The sequence below is a fragment of the uncultured Tenacibaculum sp. genome (assembly GCF_947504135.1).
Taxonomy (GTDB): Bacteria; Bacteroidota; Bacteroidia; order Flavobacteriales; family Flavobacteriaceae; genus Polaribacter.
In genome coordinates this window covers 1-21,683 of the sequence record NZ_CANNGG010000006.1, presented here as the reverse complement: position 1 = coordinate 21,683, position 21,683 = coordinate 1, and the positions used below count along the sequence as shown (strand labels likewise).

The 21,683-nt window shown below is 31.6% G+C and carries 23 protein-coding genes; 8 read left to right on the top strand and 15 right to left on the bottom strand.

Annotation, left to right across the window (positions count from 1 at the left end; genetic code table 11):
- Position 1 precedes the first annotated feature (1 nt).
- The 6 genes from Q0663_RS11965 to Q0663_RS11940 all read right to left on the bottom strand — a co-directional run bounded on the left by Q0663_RS11965 (position 2) and on the right by Q0663_RS11940 (position 4,583).
- Complete coding sequence (locus Q0663_RS11965; protein WP_299011377.1) at positions 2 to 955, bottom strand: MoxR family ATPase; 954 nt, start codon at positions 953 to 955, stop codon at positions 2 to 4.
- A gap of 100 nt (positions 956 to 1,055) precedes the next feature.
- Entirely contained in the window at positions 1,056 to 2,429 is a 1,374-nt protein-coding gene (locus tag Q0663_RS11960; protein WP_299011375.1) for a peptidylprolyl isomerase, read from the bottom strand.
- A complete protein-coding gene (locus tag Q0663_RS11955) occupies positions 2,392 to 3,249 on the bottom strand; it encodes a hypothetical protein (RefSeq protein WP_299011373.1) in 858 nt (285 codons plus the stop codon). Before Q0663_RS11955 ends, Q0663_RS11960 begins: the two co-directional genes overlap by 38 nt.
- A gap of 6 nt (positions 3,250 to 3,255) precedes the next feature.
- Positions 3,256 to 3,498 carry a hypothetical protein gene (locus Q0663_RS11950; RefSeq protein ID WP_299011371.1) on the bottom strand — a complete coding sequence of 81 codons (243 nt, stop codon included), beginning with the start codon at positions 3,496 to 3,498 and terminating at the stop codon, positions 3,256 to 3,258.
- 362 nt (positions 3,499 to 3,860) lie between these two features.
- Positions 3,861 to 4,292: a peptidylprolyl isomerase gene (locus Q0663_RS11945; RefSeq protein ID WP_299011367.1), complete on the bottom strand. Its 432-nt coding sequence runs from the start codon at positions 4,290 to 4,292 to the stop codon at positions 3,861 to 3,863.
- A 9-nt stretch (positions 4,293 to 4,301) separates the two neighbouring features.
- On the bottom strand, positions 4,302 to 4,583 hold the full coding sequence (locus Q0663_RS11940) for a DUF493 family protein (RefSeq protein WP_133534358.1): 282 nt from the start codon (positions 4,581 to 4,583) through the stop codon (positions 4,302 to 4,304).
- Between the two features lie 116 nt (positions 4,584 to 4,699).
- Between Q0663_RS11940 and Q0663_RS11935 the strand changes: the two genes are divergently transcribed.
- From Q0663_RS11935 to Q0663_RS11915, 5 genes are all read left to right on the top strand, one after another.
- Complete coding sequence (locus Q0663_RS11935) at positions 4,700 to 5,242, top strand: ATP-binding protein (protein WP_274634888.1); 543 nt, start codon at positions 4,700 to 4,702, stop codon at positions 5,240 to 5,242.
- Positions 5,235 to 7,121: an ATP-dependent DNA helicase RecQ gene (locus Q0663_RS11930; RefSeq protein ID WP_299011355.1), complete on the top strand. Its 1,887-nt coding sequence runs from the start codon at positions 5,235 to 5,237 to the stop codon at positions 7,119 to 7,121. The genes Q0663_RS11935 and Q0663_RS11930 overlap by 8 nt, the downstream gene beginning before the upstream one ends.
- A complete protein-coding gene (gene fmt, locus Q0663_RS11925) occupies positions 7,122 to 8,066 on the top strand; it encodes a methionyl-tRNA formyltransferase (protein ID WP_299011353.1) in 945 nt (314 codons plus the stop codon). It begins immediately after the preceding gene.
- Between the two features lie 189 nt (positions 8,067 to 8,255).
- Entirely contained in the window at positions 8,256 to 8,528 is a 273-nt protein-coding gene (locus Q0663_RS11920; protein WP_099216100.1) for an HU family DNA-binding protein, read from the top strand.
- Positions 8,529 to 8,648: 120 nt separating this feature from the next.
- A complete protein-coding gene (locus Q0663_RS11915; protein ID WP_299011348.1) occupies positions 8,649 to 9,419 on the top strand; it encodes a pentapeptide repeat-containing protein in 771 nt (256 codons plus the stop codon).
- A 62-nt stretch (positions 9,420 to 9,481) separates the two neighbouring features.
- Here the strand turns inward: Q0663_RS11915 and Q0663_RS11910 are convergent, their stop codons facing one another.
- Positions 9,482 to 10,663 (bottom strand): class I SAM-dependent RNA methyltransferase, encoded by a 1,182-nt coding sequence (locus Q0663_RS11910; RefSeq protein ID WP_299011346.1) that lies wholly within the window; start codon positions 10,661 to 10,663, stop codon positions 9,482 to 9,484.
- Positions 10,664 to 10,776: 113 nt separating this feature from the next.
- Here Q0663_RS11910 and Q0663_RS11905 point away from each other — a divergent pair, with 113 nt between their 5' ends.
- The gene (locus Q0663_RS11905) at positions 10,777 to 11,505 is read left to right on the top strand and encodes a bifunctional 2-polyprenyl-6-hydroxyphenol methylase/3-demethylubiquinol 3-O-methyltransferase UbiG (protein ID WP_299011344.1); all 729 of its coding nucleotides are present in this window, start codon (positions 10,777 to 10,779) and stop codon (positions 11,503 to 11,505) included.
- Positions 11,502 to 12,191 carry a ZIP family metal transporter gene (locus Q0663_RS11900; protein WP_299011316.1) on the top strand — a complete coding sequence of 230 codons (690 nt, stop codon included), beginning with the start codon at positions 11,502 to 11,504 and terminating at the stop codon, positions 12,189 to 12,191. Before Q0663_RS11905 ends, Q0663_RS11900 begins: the two co-directional genes overlap by 4 nt.
- Here Q0663_RS11900 and Q0663_RS11895 read toward each other — a convergent pair.
- From Q0663_RS11895 to Q0663_RS11880, 4 genes are all read right to left on the bottom strand, one after another.
- A complete protein-coding gene (locus tag Q0663_RS11895; RefSeq protein ID WP_299011314.1) occupies positions 12,159 to 12,527 on the bottom strand; it encodes a cupin domain-containing protein in 369 nt (122 codons plus the stop codon). The genes Q0663_RS11900 and Q0663_RS11895 overlap by 33 nt on opposite strands.
- A gap of 6 nt (positions 12,528 to 12,533) precedes the next feature.
- Positions 12,534 to 13,076: a hypothetical protein gene (locus tag Q0663_RS11890; protein WP_299011312.1), complete on the bottom strand. Its 543-nt coding sequence runs from the start codon at positions 13,074 to 13,076 to the stop codon at positions 12,534 to 12,536.
- Between the two features lie 65 nt (positions 13,077 to 13,141).
- The gene (locus Q0663_RS11885; protein WP_299011310.1) at positions 13,142 to 13,702 is read right to left on the bottom strand and encodes a hypothetical protein; all 561 of its coding nucleotides are present in this window, start codon (positions 13,700 to 13,702) and stop codon (positions 13,142 to 13,144) included.
- A gap of 41 nt (positions 13,703 to 13,743) precedes the next feature.
- The gene (locus Q0663_RS11880) at positions 13,744 to 15,264 is read right to left on the bottom strand and encodes a helicase HerA-like domain-containing protein (protein WP_299011307.1); all 1,521 of its coding nucleotides are present in this window, start codon (positions 15,262 to 15,264) and stop codon (positions 13,744 to 13,746) included.
- Between the two features lie 86 nt (positions 15,265 to 15,350).
- Between Q0663_RS11880 and Q0663_RS11875 the strand changes: the two genes are divergently transcribed.
- Positions 15,351 to 15,983, top strand: a complete 633-nt coding sequence (locus Q0663_RS11875) for a 7-carboxy-7-deazaguanine synthase QueE (RefSeq protein ID WP_274635187.1) — start codon at positions 15,351 to 15,353, stop codon at positions 15,981 to 15,983.
- A gap of 46 nt (positions 15,984 to 16,029) precedes the next feature.
- Here the strand turns inward: Q0663_RS11875 and Q0663_RS11870 are convergent, their stop codons facing one another.
- The 4 genes from Q0663_RS11870 to Q0663_RS11855 form a co-directional block, all read right to left on the bottom strand.
- The gene (locus tag Q0663_RS11870; protein WP_299011305.1) at positions 16,030 to 16,899 is read right to left on the bottom strand and encodes an OmpA family protein; all 870 of its coding nucleotides are present in this window, start codon (positions 16,897 to 16,899) and stop codon (positions 16,030 to 16,032) included.
- A 140-nt stretch (positions 16,900 to 17,039) separates the two neighbouring features.
- Entirely contained in the window at positions 17,040 to 19,190 is a 2,151-nt protein-coding gene (locus Q0663_RS11865) for an OmpA family protein (protein WP_299011303.1), read from the bottom strand.
- A gap of 12 nt (positions 19,191 to 19,202) precedes the next feature.
- Positions 19,203 to 20,123 (bottom strand): type IX secretion system membrane protein PorP/SprF, encoded by a 921-nt coding sequence (locus tag Q0663_RS11860; RefSeq protein ID WP_299011636.1) that lies wholly within the window; start codon positions 20,121 to 20,123, stop codon positions 19,203 to 19,205.
- Between the two features lie 43 nt (positions 20,124 to 20,166).
- On the bottom strand, positions 20,167 to 21,683 hold a 1,517-nt coding region (locus Q0663_RS11855; RefSeq protein WP_299011301.1), incomplete at its 5' end, for a gliding motility-associated C-terminal domain-containing protein.

The following is a 21,683-nucleotide window of genomic DNA, read 5'->3' as shown; positions in this document are numbered from 1 at the left end:
CTTAAAATAATGAGTTTATAATTTCTTTGATAGTAATTCCTTCAGCCTCTGCTTTGTAGTTTTTTACAATTCTGTGTGATAAAATAGGAATTGCTACTGCTTGCACATCTTCAATATCTGGAGAATACTTTCCGTTAACCGCAGCATGTGCTTTCGCTGCTAAAATTAAATTTTGTGAAGCTCTTGGACCAGCTCCCCAATCAATATATTTTTTTATCAACTCTGTTGCTTTATCTGATTTCGGACGCGTTTTACCTACCAATTTAACAACATACTCTACTACATTATCAGCTACAGGAATTTTACGAATCAATTTTTGGACTTCAATAATTTCTTCTGAAGAAAAAATAGCATTTACTATTTGTTCAGTTATTGACGTCGTATTTTTAACCACTTGCACCTCTTCTTCAAAACTTGGATATTCCAAGTTAATTGAAAACATAAAACGGTCTAACTGCGCTTCTGGTAACGGGTACGTTCCTTCTTGCTCAATAGGATTTTGAGTTGCTAACACAAAAAATGGTAGCTCTAATTTATAGTGATGTCCCGCCACAGTTACCGACTTCTCTTGCATTGCTTCTAGTAAGGCTGCCTGTGTTTTAGGTGGTGTACGGTTTATCTCATCTGCTAAAATGATGTTTGAGAAAATAGGTCCTTTTATAAATTTAAAATGACGTGTTTCATCTAGTATTTCACTTCCTAAAATATCAGAAGGCATTAAATCGGGCGTAAACTGAATTCTACTAAAATTTAATCCTAGTGCGTTTGAAATTGTATTTACCAACAAGGTTTTTGCTAATCCAGGAACACCTATTAATAACGAGTGACCTCCACAAAAAATCGAAAGCAACGTATAATTTACAGCTTCTTGCTGCCCTATTATAACTTTTCCTATTTCTTGCTGTAGTTGGCTGTATTTTTCTACCAGTGTGTTTACTGCTGTTACGTCAGACATAAATGAAAGTTTTTCTTTATTCAATAAATTTAATTACAAACTTTTATAAAATGAAATTCCCGCTTTCGCGGGAATGACAATATACTAAATTTATTACTTCTTATTTATTTTCTTTCTTCCAATCTTTCTTGAAAGTACAATCTTTATAATCGTTTCCTAACTTTAAATACGTTTCTTGTATTTTTTCCTTTGTCCATTTAGCTATTTCTTCTTCTTTCTTTTTAGCTAAAGCAAACTGTTGCATTCTTACATAATCTTTAACTAAATCAGCCGTATGGTTATCTGTTTTATCTTTCATTAAGATTACTCCGTACATTTTCTCTCCTTCACGCGTTTCATCATAATAAATATCTGATAAATCTCCTTTGTTTAATTCACTAATTCTTGGATATAATTCTGGAGGCATTCTTGTTAATTCAAAAGAAGGTTCTTGTGTATATGGGTTTACAATTAAACCTCCACTATTTTTAGTTTCTTCGTCTTCAGAATACTTAGCAACAGCTTCCTCAAATGTAATTTTACCTTCTTTTATCTCAGCTACTATTTTTTCAATTTCCTCTTTAGTTTCTTGTAGTTTTTCATCAGAAATTTGAGGTTGCATTAAAATATGAGATACTTCTCGTTGATTCCCTTTTACTTTGTGTAGTTGAATAATATGATACCCAAACGCTGATTTAATAGGCTCAGAAATTTGATTTACATCTAACGAAAAAGCAGTTTCTTTAAACTCTTTAATGAACGGACTATCTTTAGTTATTACATATTTCCCTCCATTTTGAGCCACAGCAGGATCTTCTGAATTAATAATCGCTTTTAATTTAAAACTTGCTCCCTCTTCAATCTCCTTTTTAATTTCTTTAAGTTTGTTTACAACACGATCTTCTTCTTCTTTAGTTGGTTCAGCTTTTAAGATTAATTGATTTAATACTACTTCTGCAGGAATTTCAGGAAGTTCATCTTTCTCTTCTAAACCTTTAAAATATACTCTAATTTCTTCTGGAGTAACATCAATATCCTCTGTTATCTTTTGTTGCTCTTTTTCTATTAGTAAGTTTTCTTTTTGAACTCTAGCTAATTCTTTCTTTAAATCTTCGATATCGTTAAAACCATATGCTTCAACTACTTTTTCTTCACTTCCGTATTCTTGCGTAAAAAAAGCAATACTTCGGTCTACTCTTCCATCTATTTCAGATTGAGATACTACTACACTATCAATTACAGCGTGGTGTGCTAATAATTTTTGTTGCATTAACTCTTCAAGCATTTCGCAGTCAGAAATCTTTACTTTTCCTTCACTTCGTAACTCTACTTCTTGCTTAAATTTATCAATATCAGAATCTAAAACAATGTTTTTACCTACCACAACGGCTACTCCGTCTATTTTTTCTTGTGCGTTTAACGTTGTTAAACCTGCTAAAAACAAGGCAAAAGCTATACTAGTATTCTTTAAGGTTTTTGTTTTGGATTGCATCATTTATTAGTGTTTTTTCAATATCTCGTATTAATTCTAATTTTCTTTTATGTAAAATAATTTGCTTAATTCTAGGGCTAACATAGCTTAAAGGAGCAGTTGCATTCTTAGGCAATATATTTTTTACAGCGACCAAATATACTCCTAAAGTATCTTCTTTTTGTATGAATTTTGATATTTTTAACAAGTTTTCCTTTGATTCATTACGAAAAGGAGGTATTTTTTTCTTTAAATAATCAAAAGTTACCCAAGTTGAATCTTGTAAACGATATGATTTAAAGTTCAACAAGTGTCTTTCTAAATCTACTTTATCTTCTTCTTTTTCTGATTTAAACTGTGCTATGGTTTCCTTTTTATCTAAAAACTTTTTACCAAAATTTATATACTCAAATTGCAGTAACTCTTCATTTGTCTTAAAGTTTTCTTTGTTCTCTTCATAGTATGAAGCTATTTCTTCTTCACCTACAACTGTGTCTAATTGCTGCTTTATTAATCGTTCTTTGTAGCCGTTTATATATAAACTTTTTTTGTAATCGTTTACTAAGCCTTCAATCTGCTCGCTATTTACTTCTGATATATTTTCTTCAGCTTTTATATATAACAATTCTTGTTTAGCCCATGAATTGATAATCCCTTTAACGAGTACTAAACTATCTTTTTTAGAAAGATTTTTAGGTAATAACCCTTTAATATCATTCTTATACAAATGTTTGTTATAAACTGTAGCTATAGGTTTATCTTCTCTTGTTTTTTCTTTCTTTAAACTAACAAGATCACATGAAACTATACTAATTAACACTATTAGAAAAATATATTTCTTCACTTTATACTATTGGTTATACGTTTTCTTTAATTTTCTTAAAACCTTTTCTCTTACTTTGATAGTATTTTTTTCTCTTAAATCTTTAATCCACTCTTTTTCTAATTCATCTTGATAATCGCTCATCACCTGCCCTCTAATTTCATCAAGTTCTTTGCCATATTTGTTTTTATGAGTTGAGTAAAACTGATTCAACCCTGCCTCGTCAGTTGAAGCCTTGTTCCAAATTTTAGCTTCCATTAAATCAAACAATAGCAATCCTACTTTATATCCTTGCAGAATGTTTTTATATTCAGAATTCTTACTTCGCTAGGTCTTCTTTGAAATAGTTTATCACTTTGTTATTTACAAACTCTTTAAACAGCTTTTGATCTACTTGCTGTTTTTTTTTAGGCAGCAAACATAACTAAATCTTTTTGCAACCATTCTTTTCCATTAATAGAAAGCACTCTCCTATCCAACTTTCCATTCTTTTCTTCTTCTGTAGCTTCTTTAAGAATATTAAGTGCTTGAAGATATTCTTTTATTTTGTAGTCCTTTTTTTTCTTTTCTACCCTTCCAATACTTAAAACTTCTACCCTGCTTGAGTTTATTATTCTTGTTGTTAGCTCTTCTTACATTTCTTCAAAAGAAGTTATAGGATAATTCTTTAATAGCTTAACTATATGCCAACCGTTTTTTGTTCTAAAAGGTTTACTATAATCTCCTATTTTTTCTAGTTTTATTACCTCATTCTCAAATTTCTCTACCATTTCTCTAGTTCCAAACCTTGGTAACTTTCCTCCATTATTTGCAGAGCCTAGATCATCTGAATATTCATTTGCTAACTTTTCAAAAGAAGCTCCTGATTCTAAAAGCTGATAGATCTCTTCTATTTTAGACTCACCTTTTCCGTCTTCTACTAAAGGTAAATTCTTTTCATACACTTGCTTAAACTCCGAAACTAATACAGGAGTATCATTAATACGAAACAATTCCTGATCTCTTTGTGAAAAAGTTGGAAGAATTGTACATGAAACAGCTAGTATGAAAAGTAGATTTTTCATGCTATAAATTTACAAAGAAATAATTCCTTTTATAGCCTCTGCTTTTTTGTAATAAGAAATAACTTCGTCTGAACTTTTAACCGTTAAGTGTATTGAAACACTTACATACTTGCCTGTTTTAGATTTTTTGGTATCAATAACCGCTCCACCTTCATTAAATAAATCTTGTACTTCTTGTACTTGATTTCCATCAGTAGGAACAATAAACTTGTATAAGTATTTAGCTGGAAAAGTTGTCGTATCTTCTAACTGTGATTTTAATTTTGCGTAAAAAGCCTCTCTATCTTGCATAACTCAATAATTACTGTTTTTATTAAAAATCATCAAAAAATATAGAATTCATGATAATGAAGCACAAAATTACACTATTTATTATATTTATAACTTGAAACTTTTATTTTTGCCCCATGCAACAAAAAATAGTTTTAATAGGTGGTCCTGGTACGGGTAAATCCTCTATTTTAAGAGAATTTATTAAGCGTGGATATAAATGTATGCCAGAGATTTCAAGAGAGGTTACCCTAAAAGCTCAAAAAGATGGAATAGATCAACTTTTTTTAGAGCAACCCTTACTATTTAGTCAACTTTTATTAGAAGGACGAGAACAACAATATATAGATGCACACCAAAGTGATGCTGAAATTATCTTTTTTGATAGAGGAATTCCTGATGTACATGCGTATATGAATTATTTGGGTTCTGACTTTCCTGATATTTTTATAGAAAAAAGCAATAAATACTTATACACCAAAGTATTTATGTGTGCCCCTTGGGAAGACATTTATAAATCTGACAACGAACGTTATGAAACGTTTGAACAATCAGTAAAAATTGATACTTTTTTAAAAGAAGCTTACGAAGAAATAGGCTATAATATAATTGATGTTCCTTTTGGGACGGTACATGAGCGTTGCGACTTTATTTTACATACGTTAAAACACGATGTATGATACAGCGCTTAAAATACTAAAACACTACTGGGGGTTCAACTCGTTTAGAGAACCTCAACAAAAAATAATTACAGAAGTATTAGCAGGAAACAACGTAGTTGCGCTACTTCCTACTGGTGGTGGTAAATCTATTTGTTTTCAAGTACCTGCTTTAGCAAAAGAAGGTATTTGCATTGTTATTTCTCCTTTAATTGCTTTGATGCAAGATCAAGTTGCAAATCTTACAGAAAGAGGTATTAAAGCTACTTTAATTCCTTCTGGAAGTACTCAGGATGAAATCATTACACTTTTTGACAACATCCGATTTGGAAATACTAAGTTTTTATACCTTTCGCCCGAACGATTACAATCTCGTTTTATCCAAGAGAAAATTAAGCAATTAGATGTTAATTTGATTGCTATTGATGAGGCACATTGTATTTCTGAATGGGGACATGATTTTCGTCCGTCGTATCAGAATATTACAATTTTAAAAGAATTACAACCTTCTGCCCCTATAGTTGCATTAACAGCTACTGCTACACAAAAAGTAATTTCAGATATTGCTAGTTCACTTGAGTTGGAAAGCCCAACTGTATTCAAAAAATCTTTTTTTAGAGAAAATTTAGCCTATCAAATTTATAAGACAGAAGATAAACTTGGTAAACTGAATCAAATTTTCACTAAAACAAAAGCTCCAGCAATTGTATATGTAAATACACGTAGTAAAACAAAAGAGATTAGTAGTTACCTAAATGCACAAGGTTTTAAAAGCTCTTTTTATCATGGTGGACTATCTCCTATAGAAAAAAAACTCGCTTTTGATAATTGGATGACAGAAAAAACTCCCATAATCGTTGCTACAAATGCTTTTGGGATGGGAATTGACAAACCAAATGTTCGAGTAGTTGTGCATATCAATTTACCTTCTTCTATCGAAAATTACATTCAAGAAGCAGGTCGTGGCGGTCGTGACGGAAACAAAGCTTTTTCTGTAGTATTAACAAATAACAGTGATATTTCTCTAAGTAGTGAATTACTTAAAAAATCGCTTCCTAGTATTAATGAAATAAAAATTGTTCATCAAAAGTTATATCAACATTTTCAAATTGCCAAGGGAGAATTAATCGAATCTGCTTTTGACTTCAACTTTTTGGATTTTTGTAGCAAATACGGTTTAATACCCAATAAAACTTTTAATGCGCTTCAAATTCTAACTAATAATGGAATTATAGAACTCAATCATAACTTTCAACAAAAGTCTACCGTTCAGTTTTTAGCAACGAGTAAACAAGTCATTTCTCAAACGCATCAAAACATACAGCTTAAAAACTTTATTCAGCAAATTTTACGTTTATATGGTGGAATTTTTGAAAACCCTGTAAAAATTGATGAATTCTATATCGCTAAAAAACTAGGCTCAACCTCTTGGTCTATTATTAGTATGTTAGAAAAATTAGCCCAAGAAGAACTGATTACCTATACAAAATCAACCAACAATGCGGAGCTTTTCTTTTTGCATCCTAGAGAAGATGACAAAACCATTAACCGAATTTCTATAAACATCAAACAATACATTAAACAAAAAAAACAAAAAAATAGCGATTTACTTCAGTTTATAGAAAGTAATTCGGTTTGTAGAAGTGTACAACTTCTTTCCTATTTTGGTGAACACAGCTCTCAAAACTGTGAAATCTGTGATGTTTGTTTACAAAGAAAAAATAAAACTAGTGTAAGCCAAAAAGATATTCTTTCTAACTTACAAAAAGGAAAAACCTATACAGTTACTGAAATCTGCTCGCTATTAAATGAAAAAGAAGCGAACATTTTAATACTTTTGCGAGAGCTTCTTTCCGAAGAAAAAATACACACAAAAAACAATAAATACTTTTTAAAATAAATGAGAGATTTACGCATCGTTTTTATGGGAACTCCTGATTTTGCTGCTACCATTTTACAGCATTTAGTGGATAATGATTATAATGTTGTGGGAGTTATCACTGCTCCAGATAAACCTGCTGGTAGGGGGCGTAAGCTTAATCAATCTGCCGTAAAAAAATATGCCCTTTCTCAAAACTTACCTATTCTTCAACCTAAGAACTTAAAGAGCGAAGAATTTCAAGAAGATTTAAAAAAGTGGAATGCTAATTTACAAGTAGTTGTTGCTTTTAGAATGTTGCCTAAATCAGTTTGGGCACTACCAGAGTATGGTACATTTAATTTACATGCTTCTTTATTACCAGAATATCGTGGAGCAGCACCTATTAACTGGGCAATTATTAACGGTGAAACCAAAACAGGCGTTACTACGTTCTTTATTGATGATAAGATTGATACCGGTGAAATCATCTTACAAAGTGAAGTTGATATTAAAGAAGATGAAGTTGTAGGAGAGTTACATGACAAACTAATGTATTTAGGGGCTAACTTAGTAGCCGAAACAGTTGATTTAATTGCTAAAGGAGATGTAACCACTACCAAGCAACCAGAGCTAGAAGAAAAATCAGCTCCTAAGCTATTTCCAGACAATTGCAAAATTGACTGGTCTAAATCACTACAAGATATTTACAATCATATCCGTGGACTAAACCCGTACCCTGCTGCTTGGACTACCATTATAAATGGAGATGATGAACTTTCAGCTAAAATATACGAGGTTAGTAAAGCCCCTTCTTCTCATAATCTTGAGATTGGTACTATCGTCACCTCTAAAAAAGAGCTAAAAATTGCTGTTACAGATGGTTACTTAAATATTCATCAAATTAAAATTTCAGGAAAAAAATTAATGGATGCTCAGAGTTTATTAAATGGCTACCTTTTTAAAGAAGGTGCTAAAATGCTGTAGCCCTTTATTTATAAGGTTTTAGCGTTTTTTAACAAAAAAACAATCAGGGTTATTAACAATTCAAGATAACTTATTAACAAAAGAGTCTTTTTTTTAAGGCAAATCTTGCACAATCCCGCATTCCGTCTATATTTGTTGAGCTATTGAAGCAAAAAAAACATTAATTAATTTTAAAAATCTATTTAAATTATGAACAAATCAGATTTAATCGATGCGATGGCTGCTGATGCAGGAATTTCAAAAGCTGCTGCTAAAGCTGCATTAGACTCTTTAACTGATAACGTAACTAAAACTTTAAAGAAAGGTGATAAAGTTGCTTTAGTTGGATGGGGAACTTGGTCTGTTTCTAAGAGAGCTGCTAGAACTGGTAGAAACCCTCAAACAGGAAAAGAAATTAAAATTGCTGCTAAAAATGTAGTTAAGTTTAAAGCTGGTGCTGGTTTAAGCAATTCAGTAAACTAATATCCTCCTCAAAACATATTACAACAGCATTTAGGAAACTAAATGCTGTTTTTTATTTCTATAGTGTCACAAAAAACATATAGCTATTGTCTTTAAAATAGAACTTAAAACAATTATACAATGAAAAATATAGCCACTCTTATCATACTGCTATTTTGTTTCTCAACTACTTTTGCTCAAAAAACGATAAATGCATCTGATATTATAAAAGATGTTAAAAACGGTAAAGCTGTAACCATTTCAAATGCTACAATTAAAGGGACACTAGATTTTACTTTTATGGAGGAAGCCTTACCGAAACTACCTACAAGAAAACGTTGGTGGAACAACGGTGGCTCAAACACTATAGAAAAACAAATTACTAATAAGGTTTCGTTTATAAACTGTGTTTTTGAAGATGACGTATTAGCTTATATTCCCGATGAAAAAAGCGGCTATACTTTTGTTGCTAATTTTGAAGACTTCGTAATTTTTAAAGACTGTACCTTTGAACAAAAAGCCATGTTTAAATATTCTGACTTTGAGAAAAACACAGACTTTTCTGGCTCTAAATTTAAAGGAGACTCTACTTTTAAATATGCTAAGTTTAATAGAGATATTTCTTTTAAAAACACCTTATTTGAAGAACCTTCTACTTTTAAATATGCAAACTTTAAACGTTTTGTAAGTTTTGAAAACTCAGTATTTAACGAAAGTGCTATTTTTAAATATACTGATTTTAAAGATGGTGTATCGTTTAGAAATGTAAAATTTGAAGAAGACTTAAACATAAAATACACCAAAGTATCAGGTGAATTTGATATAACAGGTATGGAAGTAGCCTTTGATATTGACTCAAAGTACACTAAAATAAACGGTAAAAGTTTTAATAAATACTTACTTAAAAAATAATATTAGAAAACTTTCTCTTAAACTATAAAAATAAAACTCCGCCTTTCAGCGGAGTTTTATTTTTATTCTTCCTCATCGTTAAATGAAGAATTCTTTTTTTCTTTCTTACTACCTTCATACAGTTCGTACTTTACAAAACGACAATCTAAATCGGCATTTTTCAACGGAATTCTTTTCGATGTTCGTAATCCTACAAACTTTAATGCTTGAATATCCGACGTAATTAACCACGCTGTTGAATTAGGGTAATTGTTCTTTAGCGTATCTCCTATTTTTCTGTAAAACTCTTCTACATCAATATTTAAACGCTCTCCATAAGGCGGATTGAACAAAATTGTAGTTTTACCAAATACTTCTTTTTTGGAATTGAAAAAGTTTACGTGATGTACTCCTATAAACTCATCCAAATTAGCATTGATAATATTTTGCTGCGCTTTTCTAACTGCCGATGGAGCCTTATCAAATCCCATAATTTTAAAATGAGAACTTCGTATTTTCTTTAATAACGAATCTTGAATAACAAAGTATAAATCTTCATCATAATCCTTCCAGTTTTCAAAAGCAAAATGCTTACGGTTGATATTTGCAGGAATTTGATTCGCAATCATTGCAGCTTCAATCAAAATAGTTCCTGAACCACACATCGGGTCGATAAAATTCTCTTCCCCTTTATATCCTGAAAGTAAAATTAATCCTGCTGCCAATACCTCATTAATCGGAGCAATATTCGTAGCACTTCGGTATCCACGTTTGTGTAACGATTCACCAGAAGAGTCTAACGAAATAGTTAGCCATTCTTTATGAATGTGCACGTGAACTTTTACATCTGGGTATTTTAAATCTACATTCGGACGCTTTTTATACTTGTGCATAAAATAATCTGCGATAGCATCTTTCGATTTTAAGCTAATATAATGTGAATTTGAAGTAAAGTTCTTTGAATTTACTACCGAACCAATCGCAAACGTACCATCAACATCTAAAAAACGTTCCCATTTTACACGTTGTATTGCTTCGTATAAATCTTCTTCATCAAAAATTTTACTACGTTTAATTGGTTTTAAAATACGAATAGCAGTACGTAAGGCTATATTGGCTTTATACATAAAACCTTTATCTCCTCTAAAAGTAACGCTCCTCACCCCTTCTTTCACTTCCATTGCTCCAAGTTGACGTAACTCGTCTGCTAAAACACCTTCTAAACCTGCCATGGTTATGGCGGTCATCTTAAAATCTTTTTCCATGTAACTGTAAAATTTCACTGCAAAAGTACAGCTAATTTTGGGTTGTTGTGAATCTTTTCTACTTTGAATATAAAAAACGTAAGTTTTGCGTATTTTTGCAGACCTTTATAGTTATGAATACAACAACAGATTGGTTTACTTCATGGTTTAATACACCATACTATCATATTTTATACAAGCATAGAAACGATGCCGATGCACAGTTTTTTATGCGAAATATTACCTCTTTTTTACAATTACCTAAATTGAGTCGTATTGCTGATTTACCTTGTGGTAAAGGACGCCATGCAGTGTACTTAAACTCGTTAGGCTATGACGTTGTAGGTGGTGATTTAAGTGAAAACAGTATTGAACATGCCAAACAATTTGAGAATGACACGCTTCATTTTGAAGTTTGGGACATGCGAAAGCCTATTGAAAGTAAATACGATGCTGTATTTAATCTTTTTACCAGTTTTGGTTACTTTGAAGACGATAACGAAGACATTGCTGTTTTAAGAAGTATTAAAAACGGATTAAAAGAAAACGGTGTATTTGTCTTGGACTTCTTAAATGTTGAAAAAGTAAAAAACACACTGGTAAAAGAAGAAACAAAGACTATTGATGATATTGAGTTCAATATTAAAAAAGAAATCAAAGACGGATTCATCTTAAAACATATTTCTTTTACTGCGGAAGGAAAGTCATATTTGTATACCGAACGTGTAAAATTTTTAACTTTAGAAAAATTGCAATCGTACTTTGATAAAGTGAATTTGCAAGTAAAACATATTTTTGGCGACTATAGCCTGAATAAATTCAATTCTCAATCTTCTGATCGTTTAATTATCGTTGCTAAATGAGTTACTTCTTATTAATTTCAGCTGTTTTAGTAGGTGTTTTATTAGTTTTTATGATAAAACCAAGCAATAACTTCGTTCGTTTGTTATTAGCTTTTAGTGGTGCTTACCTTCTTTCTGTTACTATTTTACATTTATTACCAGAAGTATACCATCATACTGATGATACTAAATTAGTAGGTATTTTAATTCTTATAGGAATCATTGTACAATCGATATTAGAATCATTTTCTAAAGGTGCTGAACACGGACATATTCATTTGCATTCAGATTCTTCTGAATTCCCTTGGATGTTATTTGTAAGTTTATGTATTCATGCGTTTTCTGAAGGACTACCAATTCATCATGCTGATGATAATTTATTGTGGGCAATCATTGTACATAAAATTCCAATTGCTATTGTATTAACCACTTTTTTATTACACGCTAACTATTCGAAAAAAACAATCTTTTTCTTTTTAACGGTATTTGCATTAATGAGTCCGTTAGGGATTTTAGTGGCTGATAAAGTCCCTGTAATTATGGAGTATAACACTGAAATTACTGCGTTAATTATCGGAGTGTTTTTACATATTTCAACTATTATCCTTTTTGAAAGTACTGAAAACCACAAATTCAACTATAAAAAATTTGCAGCTATTATTTTAGGGGTGTTGTTAACTATCTTCACGATGCACCAACCCCATTGAGAAAGCTGGTAAACAAACGGCTAAATACTCACAAGGTTCTGTAAAAGGATTAGAATACTGTACACGTACATTCTTTTCAATTTTGATAGATTGTCCTGCTTCTAGTACAACAATTTCTCCGTCTATATTGAATTGTTTTTTTCCTTTAATAATATACGTGAATTCTTCAAATTCTGGTGTTTGAAAAGGCTCACTCCAACCAGGAGGTGCTATCATGTGTGCAATACTCACATTTGAATTTCCATCGGTAGCATTTCCATAATGTTCTTCAATTAACTTTCCATCAGTAGTTGGTACTACAAACGGGCTTTTTTGAATCGTATATTTTTTATTCATCTTGTTTTATTTTGAGTCCTTAGCTTCTAAAATTGGTCTAAGATTTTTTTTAGCATTTATAAGCTTTTCGGGCATGTTTTTAAAAGGTGTAACAATAAAAGTAAACTCGTTGTTTCCTTGAAACTTCCAATAGTTTCCCTTTAACTCACCTTGCCTTGTTTCAATATTCCAATCAGGAATATTTATTAAGGAAAACTCCTTGGTCTCTTCATTAAATTCTAGAGCAAAATTTTTCAAGTCTTTTACTGATGAATAATTTAAAATGATTGTTGCATTTAAATTACCCTCTTTCGTAGTATGAAAAGTACATGACTTTGATGGATAAGCCTTAATTTCTTCTCTCCAATTTCTAGCAATGATTCTCTCTAGCTCCGAATTAACTTGTATACTATCTCGCTCATTCTTTATAAGTGCAAATAAACCTTCTTGAACAATTACCACCTCTTTTTCTTTTGAATTTACTGTTACTGTTGTTTTCTCTGCTCCTATTCTACTGTTTTCTCCAAAAAAAACACCCAATACAAAAAATACTATTTTTATTACTTCCATCTTTTAAAATTTACATAGCTATTATTAATTAAAAAGCCGAAACAGTTGTTTCGGCTTCGTATATTTTAGTTAAACCAAATAGTAAATGATTTAATTTTTGCTAAATCAGGAATTTGTTCAACTGTTACTTTTTGAGTGCTAAACTCTTTTAACCCTAAGTCTTCGTTATCAATTGTAATTGTTGCATTTAAATCATCTATAAACAACGTTGCTGATGAAAATGATGACTCTACTTTACTTACTTTAGTATTAGCATTAATATCTTGGAAGGTAGATTTAATATTTACTCCTGATTTTGTCTTAAAACGCTCATCAAAAATTTCGATACTCTTAATTGTAGATGTAGAATCTAACTGTTCTTTTGGAGTAATAGTTAACAAATGCTTCCCTCCTTTTTCATATACTAAATACTTATCATCTTCTTGAAAAAGGTTATCTCCTTTAGCTCCTTCACTTAAAACTTTTACTATTGAATCTTGTTTGAAAAGACCTTCAATTTCTTTCACAGTTGTTTTCGTAGTTAGCTCCCCAACTTTTCCTTTAGCAATATCAAACTTACTATTACCGCATTGTACAAATACTACTGCCATTACAGCAACTACTAAAGGTTTCATTAATGTTCTCATTGTTCTTCTTTTATATTTAAAACGTCTATTTTTCCTATTTGTTATTTTATTACTTTTTTTAAAATTCCGAAAGCTGCTCTTATAAAGGTAGCACTGGTTAACACCTTTACTATTGGGTTCATACGTGTGCTTCTACTACGTGTTGAAGATTTTCTTCTTGTTTTTTCTTCCTCCTCTTTGCGTGCTTCTTCAGTTTTTTCTTTGTTGATTTTTTCAATCTTCTCGTTTAGCATTTCATAAGCACTCTCCCTATCAATAGTATCATTGTATTTCGGGATTAATCTTGAATTATCTAAAACTTGTTTAATTTCCTTATCTGTTAACACATCCATTCTACTCATAGGTGCACGCAACATGGTTCGTGCTAATGGTGTTGGAATTCCTTTTTCATTTAATACAGAAATCAACGCCTCTCCTATTCCCAACTGAGTTAATACTTCTTTAGTATCGTAATATTCAGAATCTGGATAGTTTTCTGCAGCTAATTTAATTGCTTTTCTATCTTTTGCTGTAAATGCACGTAAGGCATGTTGAATCTTCATTCCTAACTGTGCTAATACATCTTCTGGAACATCTTTTGGATTTTGTGTTACGAAGTACAACCCTATTCCTTTTGAACGAATTAATTTTACAATGCTTTCTATTTGACTTAACAACGCTTTTGAAGCTTCATCAAACACTAAATGGGCTTCATCTATAAAAATTACCAATTCTGGTCGTCCACTATCTCCTTGCTCTGGGAAGGTTTCATATACCTCTGCTAGTAACTGTAGCATAAAGGTTGAAAACAGTTTTGGTCTATCTTGAATATCTGTTAAACGTAGTACAGAAATAACACCGCGTCCGTTTTCATCAATACGAGTTAAATCGTCAACATCAAATGATTTTTCTCCGAAGAATAAATCACCTCCTTGTTGCTCTATTTCTATAATTTTTCTAAGAATTGCTCCTGTACTTGCGGTAGAAATTCTTCCGTATTCTTTTTTAATCTCTTCTTTTCCTTCATTGGTTATGTATTGAAGGATTTTCTTGAAGTCTTTTAAGTCTAATAACGGTAATTGGTTATCATCACAATATTTAAAAATAATCGCTACAATTCCAGATTGTGTCTCCGTCAAATCTAAAATACGTGATAATAAAACAGGGCCAAATTCAGAAACTGTAGCACGTAAACGAACTCCGTTTTGTTCTGAAATTGATAAAATTTCTATTGGATATTTTGTTGGAGTAAATGGTATTCCGATTTTTTCATGGCGTTCATCAATCTTAGCATGCCCTGGGCTTGGTTGTGCTAATCCACTTAAGTCTCCTTTTACATCCATTAACAATACAGGTATTCCTTTTTCTGACATGTTTTCTGCCAGCACTTGTAAGGTTTTTGTTTTTCCTGTTCCTGTTGCTCCAGCTATTAATCCGTGACGGTTTAATGTTTTTAAAGGAATATTTACATGAGCGTTTGTTACAGTTTCTTCTCCTAACATTCCTGCTCCTAGCGTAATAAACTCTCCTTTTGTTGTATAGCCCTCTTTGATGTAATTGAAAAACTCTTCGGTTTTACTCATTATTTATGACCTTTTTTGTGATAAAAACACGTAAAAGTAACAAAAATCATTCATTAATTTTTAATGTTGCCTATCTTTGCACTCTTATGTTGAAAAAAGAAGTACAAGAGTTAATTAATACGGGAGAAATGCTTCCGTTAATGGAAGAATTTTACACGATTCAGGGAGAAGGGGCACACACTGGTACTGCTGCTTATTTTATTCGTATTGGTGGTTGCGATGTTGGTTGCCACTGGTGTGATGTGAAAGAAAGTTGGGATGCTAATTTACATCCGCCTACAAAAACAGATATTATTGTTGAGAATGCTAAAAAATATGCCGAAACTGTAGTAATTACAGGTGGAGAGCCTTTAATGTGGAGTTTAGATCATATTACCCAACAATTACAAAAAGAAGGTATTAAAACACATATTGAAACCTCTGGAGCCTATGATTTTTCTGGAGTTTGGGATTGGTTTTGTTTATCTCCTAAAAAAACGAAATTACCATTAGAGCGCGCTTACCAAGAGGCTGATGAATTGAAAATGATTATTCATAATAAAAATGATTTTCAGTTTGCAGAAGAACAAGCTGCTAAAGTTGGTGAAAAGTGTAAGTTATTTTTACAACCCGAATGGAGTAAAAAAGAAAAAATGACTCCACAAATTATTGATTATGTAATGGAAAATCCGAAATGGAAAATATCCTTACAAACACATAAGTATTTAAATATACCATAAACAAAAAACCAGCCTAATGCTGGTTTTTTGCTTCTAAAAGATGTAATTAAGGTTTGATAGTTTCTTCTTTAGCCATTAAACCAAAGAACTTATCTAAATTAGGTAAGATTACAATTCTTGTTCTCCTATTTCTTGCTCTATTTTTAGCTGAGTTATTCTCTACTAAAGGAACTGCACTACCTCTACCTGATGCAATTAACCTACTTGGATCAACTCCGTATTTTTTCTCTAAAAGACGAACAATAGACGTTGCTCTTTTTACACTTAAATCCCAGTTATCTTGTAATACACCTGAGTTATATGATCTGGCATCTGTATGTCCTTCAATCATTACATCCATACTAGGTTCAGAATTGATTATGTCAGCCAATTTTTTAATTAGTTTGTGAGCATTACTCTTAACTCTATAACTAGCTGTGTTGAATAACATTTTATCTGATACAGAAATCATAACCACTGTTTGGTCTATATCAATATTTACATCTTCATCGTTTTCTAATTCTGAAGAGTTAATTGACTTTTTAAGATTATAAGCTACTGCAACATTCATTGAGTCTTTTAATGTTTTTGCATTAGCTAGTTCTGCTGGATCAACATTTTTAAGTGTCTCTCTCATTTTTTCTTTCATAGTGTTAGAGATTACAGCTGTATTACCAACCATATCTAACTTAACATTATTTTCTTCTTGCAGCGATTCGTTTACATTTTTTAACGAGTTAATTTTTTGATTGTAGTTATCAACTCTTTGCTCAATCTTAGCAAACTTTGCTTCTAATTCCTCTTTCTCTAGAGTTGTTTTTTGCAAGTTACCTCTAGTATCATTGTACTTTTGTTCTAACTCAACATACTTCTTTTTTGATACACACGACGTCATCGTCAAAGCTAATAACGCTAGGGGGATAAATAGTTTTTTCATAATTAATAATAATGATATAATAAGTTAATGTACACCTATAACTTAATTTTTGTTGTAATATTATACTATAAACAAAAAAAGCCCTTTTTTAAGAGGCTTTCTTCGTTTATTAATGTTTATTTACTTTTTAGAATCTTTAATTATCTCTTATAATTCACTTTACCTTTATTCTGCGTAGCTTCACAATTTTCGTCTTTTTCTTTGTAACATTTTCTACTTTCAGGCCTTGAATTATTTGGCTTTTTAAAATTTTTTCTCAAGTATTCTAAGAAATTACTTTTTCTTGTTGAAATTCTTCTTCTTACTTTTCGCTCTTCTATTTCGTGTCTCTTTTCTATATTTTCTCCTCCTTTTACAATATAGAAGTAAGAACGTCTATTTAATTGATATTCTTCTTCAGTACATTTTTTTCCATCAACACAATCATTTAAAGGTTTGTCTTCACCGTAACCTATAGCACTTTCAATTCTATCTTTAGCTATTCCTCTAGATAAGATATAATCTCTGGTTGATTTTGCTCTTTTGTCTGATAACATTCTGTTGTATTCTCTAGGTCCTCTGCTATCAGTATGAGATTCTATTTTAATCACTAATTCAGGATGATTCGTCATAACAGTAACAATGTTTTCTAACTCATACTCAGCATCTTCTCTAATAATTGACTTATTAAAATCAAAATAAATAGGGTTAATCACGATTTGATCACCAACAATTAATGGAGTTAACTCGATATTCGTTTTAATTACCTCGTTTCGATTACTTAAAGTAGCTACCTTACTTTTTCCTGCTCGATGATCTAGCTTTGTTGCTGTAACTGTATAAGTGTTATTACAAGGAACTTCTTTAAAAACATATTTACCATTTACATCAGAAATCACCTCTGCTACAATTTCTTTATTTTTATCTATTAGTTTTACAACAGCAGCTTCGATAACTTTATTAGTGTTCTTTGCACGAATAACACCTTCTACTATTTGAGTACAAACAGGAGGATCTGTATAAATAAAGAAACTATAAATATCATCATCTCCTTTTCCTTTTTCTCTATTTGAAGAGAAAAAACCTCTTTTGCCATCTTCACTTATAAAAAATGAAAAATCATCTTTCTTACTATTAAAAGGATATCCTAAATTTTCTGGAGAAGATAAAGTACCATCTTCATTTATTTTTGACTGAAAAATATCTAAAAGACCTAACCCTAAATGTCCGTTTGATGAAAAATACAGTACATCATCACTTCCTACATAAGGAAAAACCTCTTTTTCTGATGTATTAATTGTACTTCCTAAATTAACAGGTGTTCCGTAGTCGTCTTTTCCTTTAATTTCAACTTTATAAATATCTGAATCTCCATAACCACCAGGCATGTTAGAAACAAAGTACAATGTTTTTTCATCTGGACTTAATGCTGGATGTCCTGTAGAATATTCGTCATTGTTAAACGGTAATTCTTTAACATTTACCCAATATCCGTTTATATAACTAGCCTTATATATTTTCAAGTTAGAAGTATTCTTTTTACTCTTTCTAGCTCTTTTACCATCTGAATTATTTCTGGTGAAATAAATTGTTTTTCCATCTTTCGTAAATACTGGAGTAGATTCATGCAATTCAGAAGATATTGGCGCTTCTAATTTTTGGCTATTTGCTAGTACTAGTACGGTGTCTTGTTCTCTTCCTTCTAATGTTTGAATATCTTCTTCAGCCTTATAAATATTTAAAAATGGTTGATTGTTCCACTTATAAATATTCTCTCTTTTATTTCCACTTGGAACAGAAGATGAATAGTATGATTTTCCGTTTAATAAAAATCCTCCAAAATCTGAAAAAGGAGTATTTATTGCCAAGTTTCTTATTCCTATTCTCTTTTCTTGCTTAGAATAATCTTGTAAATATCCTTCTCTGTTTAATACTTCGTTTAAATTCCCTTTTTGATTTTCAGTAAGCTTTAAAAAAATAGAATCAGATTTTTTATATTTTCCGTTACTTCTTAACGTTTGAGCGTATTTAAATAAATGTTTATCATCTAAATCATCTTTATAATTCGCTAATAATTTTTCATACCAAACTTCTGCTTCTTCTGTATCTGAATTATTGTAATACGATTCTGCTAATCTACTCAACACATGTTTAGAAGTATCTCCTTTAATCAAGACTAAATCCTTGTACAGTTTAGCTGATTGCACGTAAGAAAACTCTTCAAAATAACGATCTGCTACTTTTTTGCTTTGTGCAAAACTGCTTACTGCCAACATCAATAAAAATGATGCTAGTACTTTTTTAAAATTCATATTTTCTCTTTTTTAAAAGAATCTAGGGGATCTATATCTAATATCTTGGAATATCTCGTATTGTAACATTATTTCATGTGTTCCTGAATTTGTTACATTGTAATTTGACGTTGTTAAATCATATGAATATCCTATTAATAGCGATTCAGTTGCTTGGAAACCTAAAAGTGCACTTACAGAATCATCCCACCTCCAAGATGCTCCTATTCTGAACTTTTCATTAAATAATAAATTTGCTGAAATATCTAATGATAAAGGTGCTCCTGAAACTCCTTTTAATAAAGCTGCTGGTTTAAATTTTAAATCTTCATTAATATCGAAAACATATCCTGCAATTAAGAAAAAGTGCATTCTTTCTACTGCTACTTCTCCTGGAGTTTCAGCATCGTAATGTTCCATTCTTAAAATATTTGGTACCGATAATCCGACATACCACTGTGGTTGGTGATAATAAATACCTGCTCCAACTGTTGGTAAGAACTTATTGATATTATCTTGAAAGGCAATTTCACTATCCTTATAGGTTCCTTTAGACCAATCTATATTTAACAATCTTCCTCCTAAACGTAAACCAAAGGCTAAATTACCTTCTGCACCTGTTTGTATATTGTAAGATACATTCGCATCTAAATATATCTCACTAGAAGGTCCTACTTGATCATTCATCAAATTCACTCCTAACCCTAAACCAGAATAGCCTAAAGGTGTATCATAAGATAAGTTTTGAGTATTTGGCGCTCCTTCAAAACCGACCCACTGCATTCTTCCTAAAGCAGTAATTACAGTATGCCCTCTAGACCCTGCATAAGCAGGGTTTACATTCATTGTATTGTACATATACTGTGTGTACTGAGGATCTTGTTGCGCATGAATACTTGTAGTTATACAAATACTCATTGTACATATTATAATTAAACTTAAATATAATTTCATTTGATTAATACTTTTATTCATCAGTCTTTTTTATAAATCCAGATTATCTATTAATGTAAATCCAGCCTTTTTTAACTTTACTTCCATTTCCAAGATCTAAAATATAGAAGTATGTTCCAACTGGCAATTTATCGCCTACATTTATATTAGCTCTTCCTTCGGAAATTCCTCTAAACACAACACTGCTATTGTTATACCCTTCAGTTTTATATACTGTATTACCCCATCTATTAAAAATTTCAAGAGTATTATTTGGGAAATTTTCAATACAATCGATATGTAAATAACTGTTTGCTGCATCTCCGTTTGGACTCATTAAGTTATTTACTTTTACACAAGTATCCTCATTGATTGCATCTCCAAATCCTTCAAGACCATCTACAGGGTCTGGTATTCCGTCTCCGTCAGAATCATCTCCATCTACTACTCCATTTCCTCCATCATTAGGGTCTGTAGGATTAGAGTTATAATCTGGATTATCAGCATCACCAAAACCATCTAAATCATCAACACTGTCTGCGATACCATCATTATCAGAATCGTCATGTGGATTATCAACTTGACCGTCTCCATCTGTATCTGAATTTCCTCCTTCAACAACATCATTCACTCCATCATTGTCACTATCTAAATCTTGATAGTCAGGAATAGTATCTCCATCCGAATCAATAGTTCCTTCATCTCCTCCATTACCTTCACCAAACCTGGTAGTATCACCGTCAACGCTATCAGAAATTCCATCTTCATCAGAATCTGAACCTCCAATATCTTCTGTATTTATAACGCCATCTCCGTTAGTATCAAACTCTTCATTTCCTCCTTCAATTACATCATTAATACCGTCATTATCACTATCTAAATCTTGATAATCTGGAACTCCATCACCATCTGTATCTGGCTCTTCATTATTGTCTACTGAAGCATCTGCTTGTCCATCTCCGTTAGTATCTGTATACCCTGAATCGCCAGAGTCTATAACACCGTCTTCGTTGGTATCTAAATCTCCATTTCCTCCTTCTATTACATCATTAATACCATCATTATCAGAATCTAGGTCTAATGAATCTGGAATTCCATCACCATCAGTATCTACCGAACCATCTCCTTCGTCTACATCAGGAATGCCATCATTATCATCGTCTACATCTACAACATCTGATATGCCATCATTATCCGTGTCTTGTAAATAGTATTTACGAGTATTCGAAGCAGATCCTCTATTCCCATGATTATCAATTGAAATTACACTTGCTTCTACAGTCGTGTCTGCATCGGCTGCTAAGTCTGAACCTGGAACATTGATGCTGTAGTCTCCTGCAGCGTCTACTGTTCCTGTATAAGTGTTTCCATTGATCTCTAATGTTACCGTGTCGCCGGTATTGAAATCTCCGCCTACTGTTCCGGTTACTGCAATGGTTATTCCTGCTTCAGCTGCATTTAATACATTATCTGCTGTAATATAATCTATAGTTATTGTTAAAACTGGTGCAGTAGTATCAATTACTAATTCATCTGTAGTTACATCTGAACTGGTGTTTCCTCCTGCATCGGTTGCTTCTA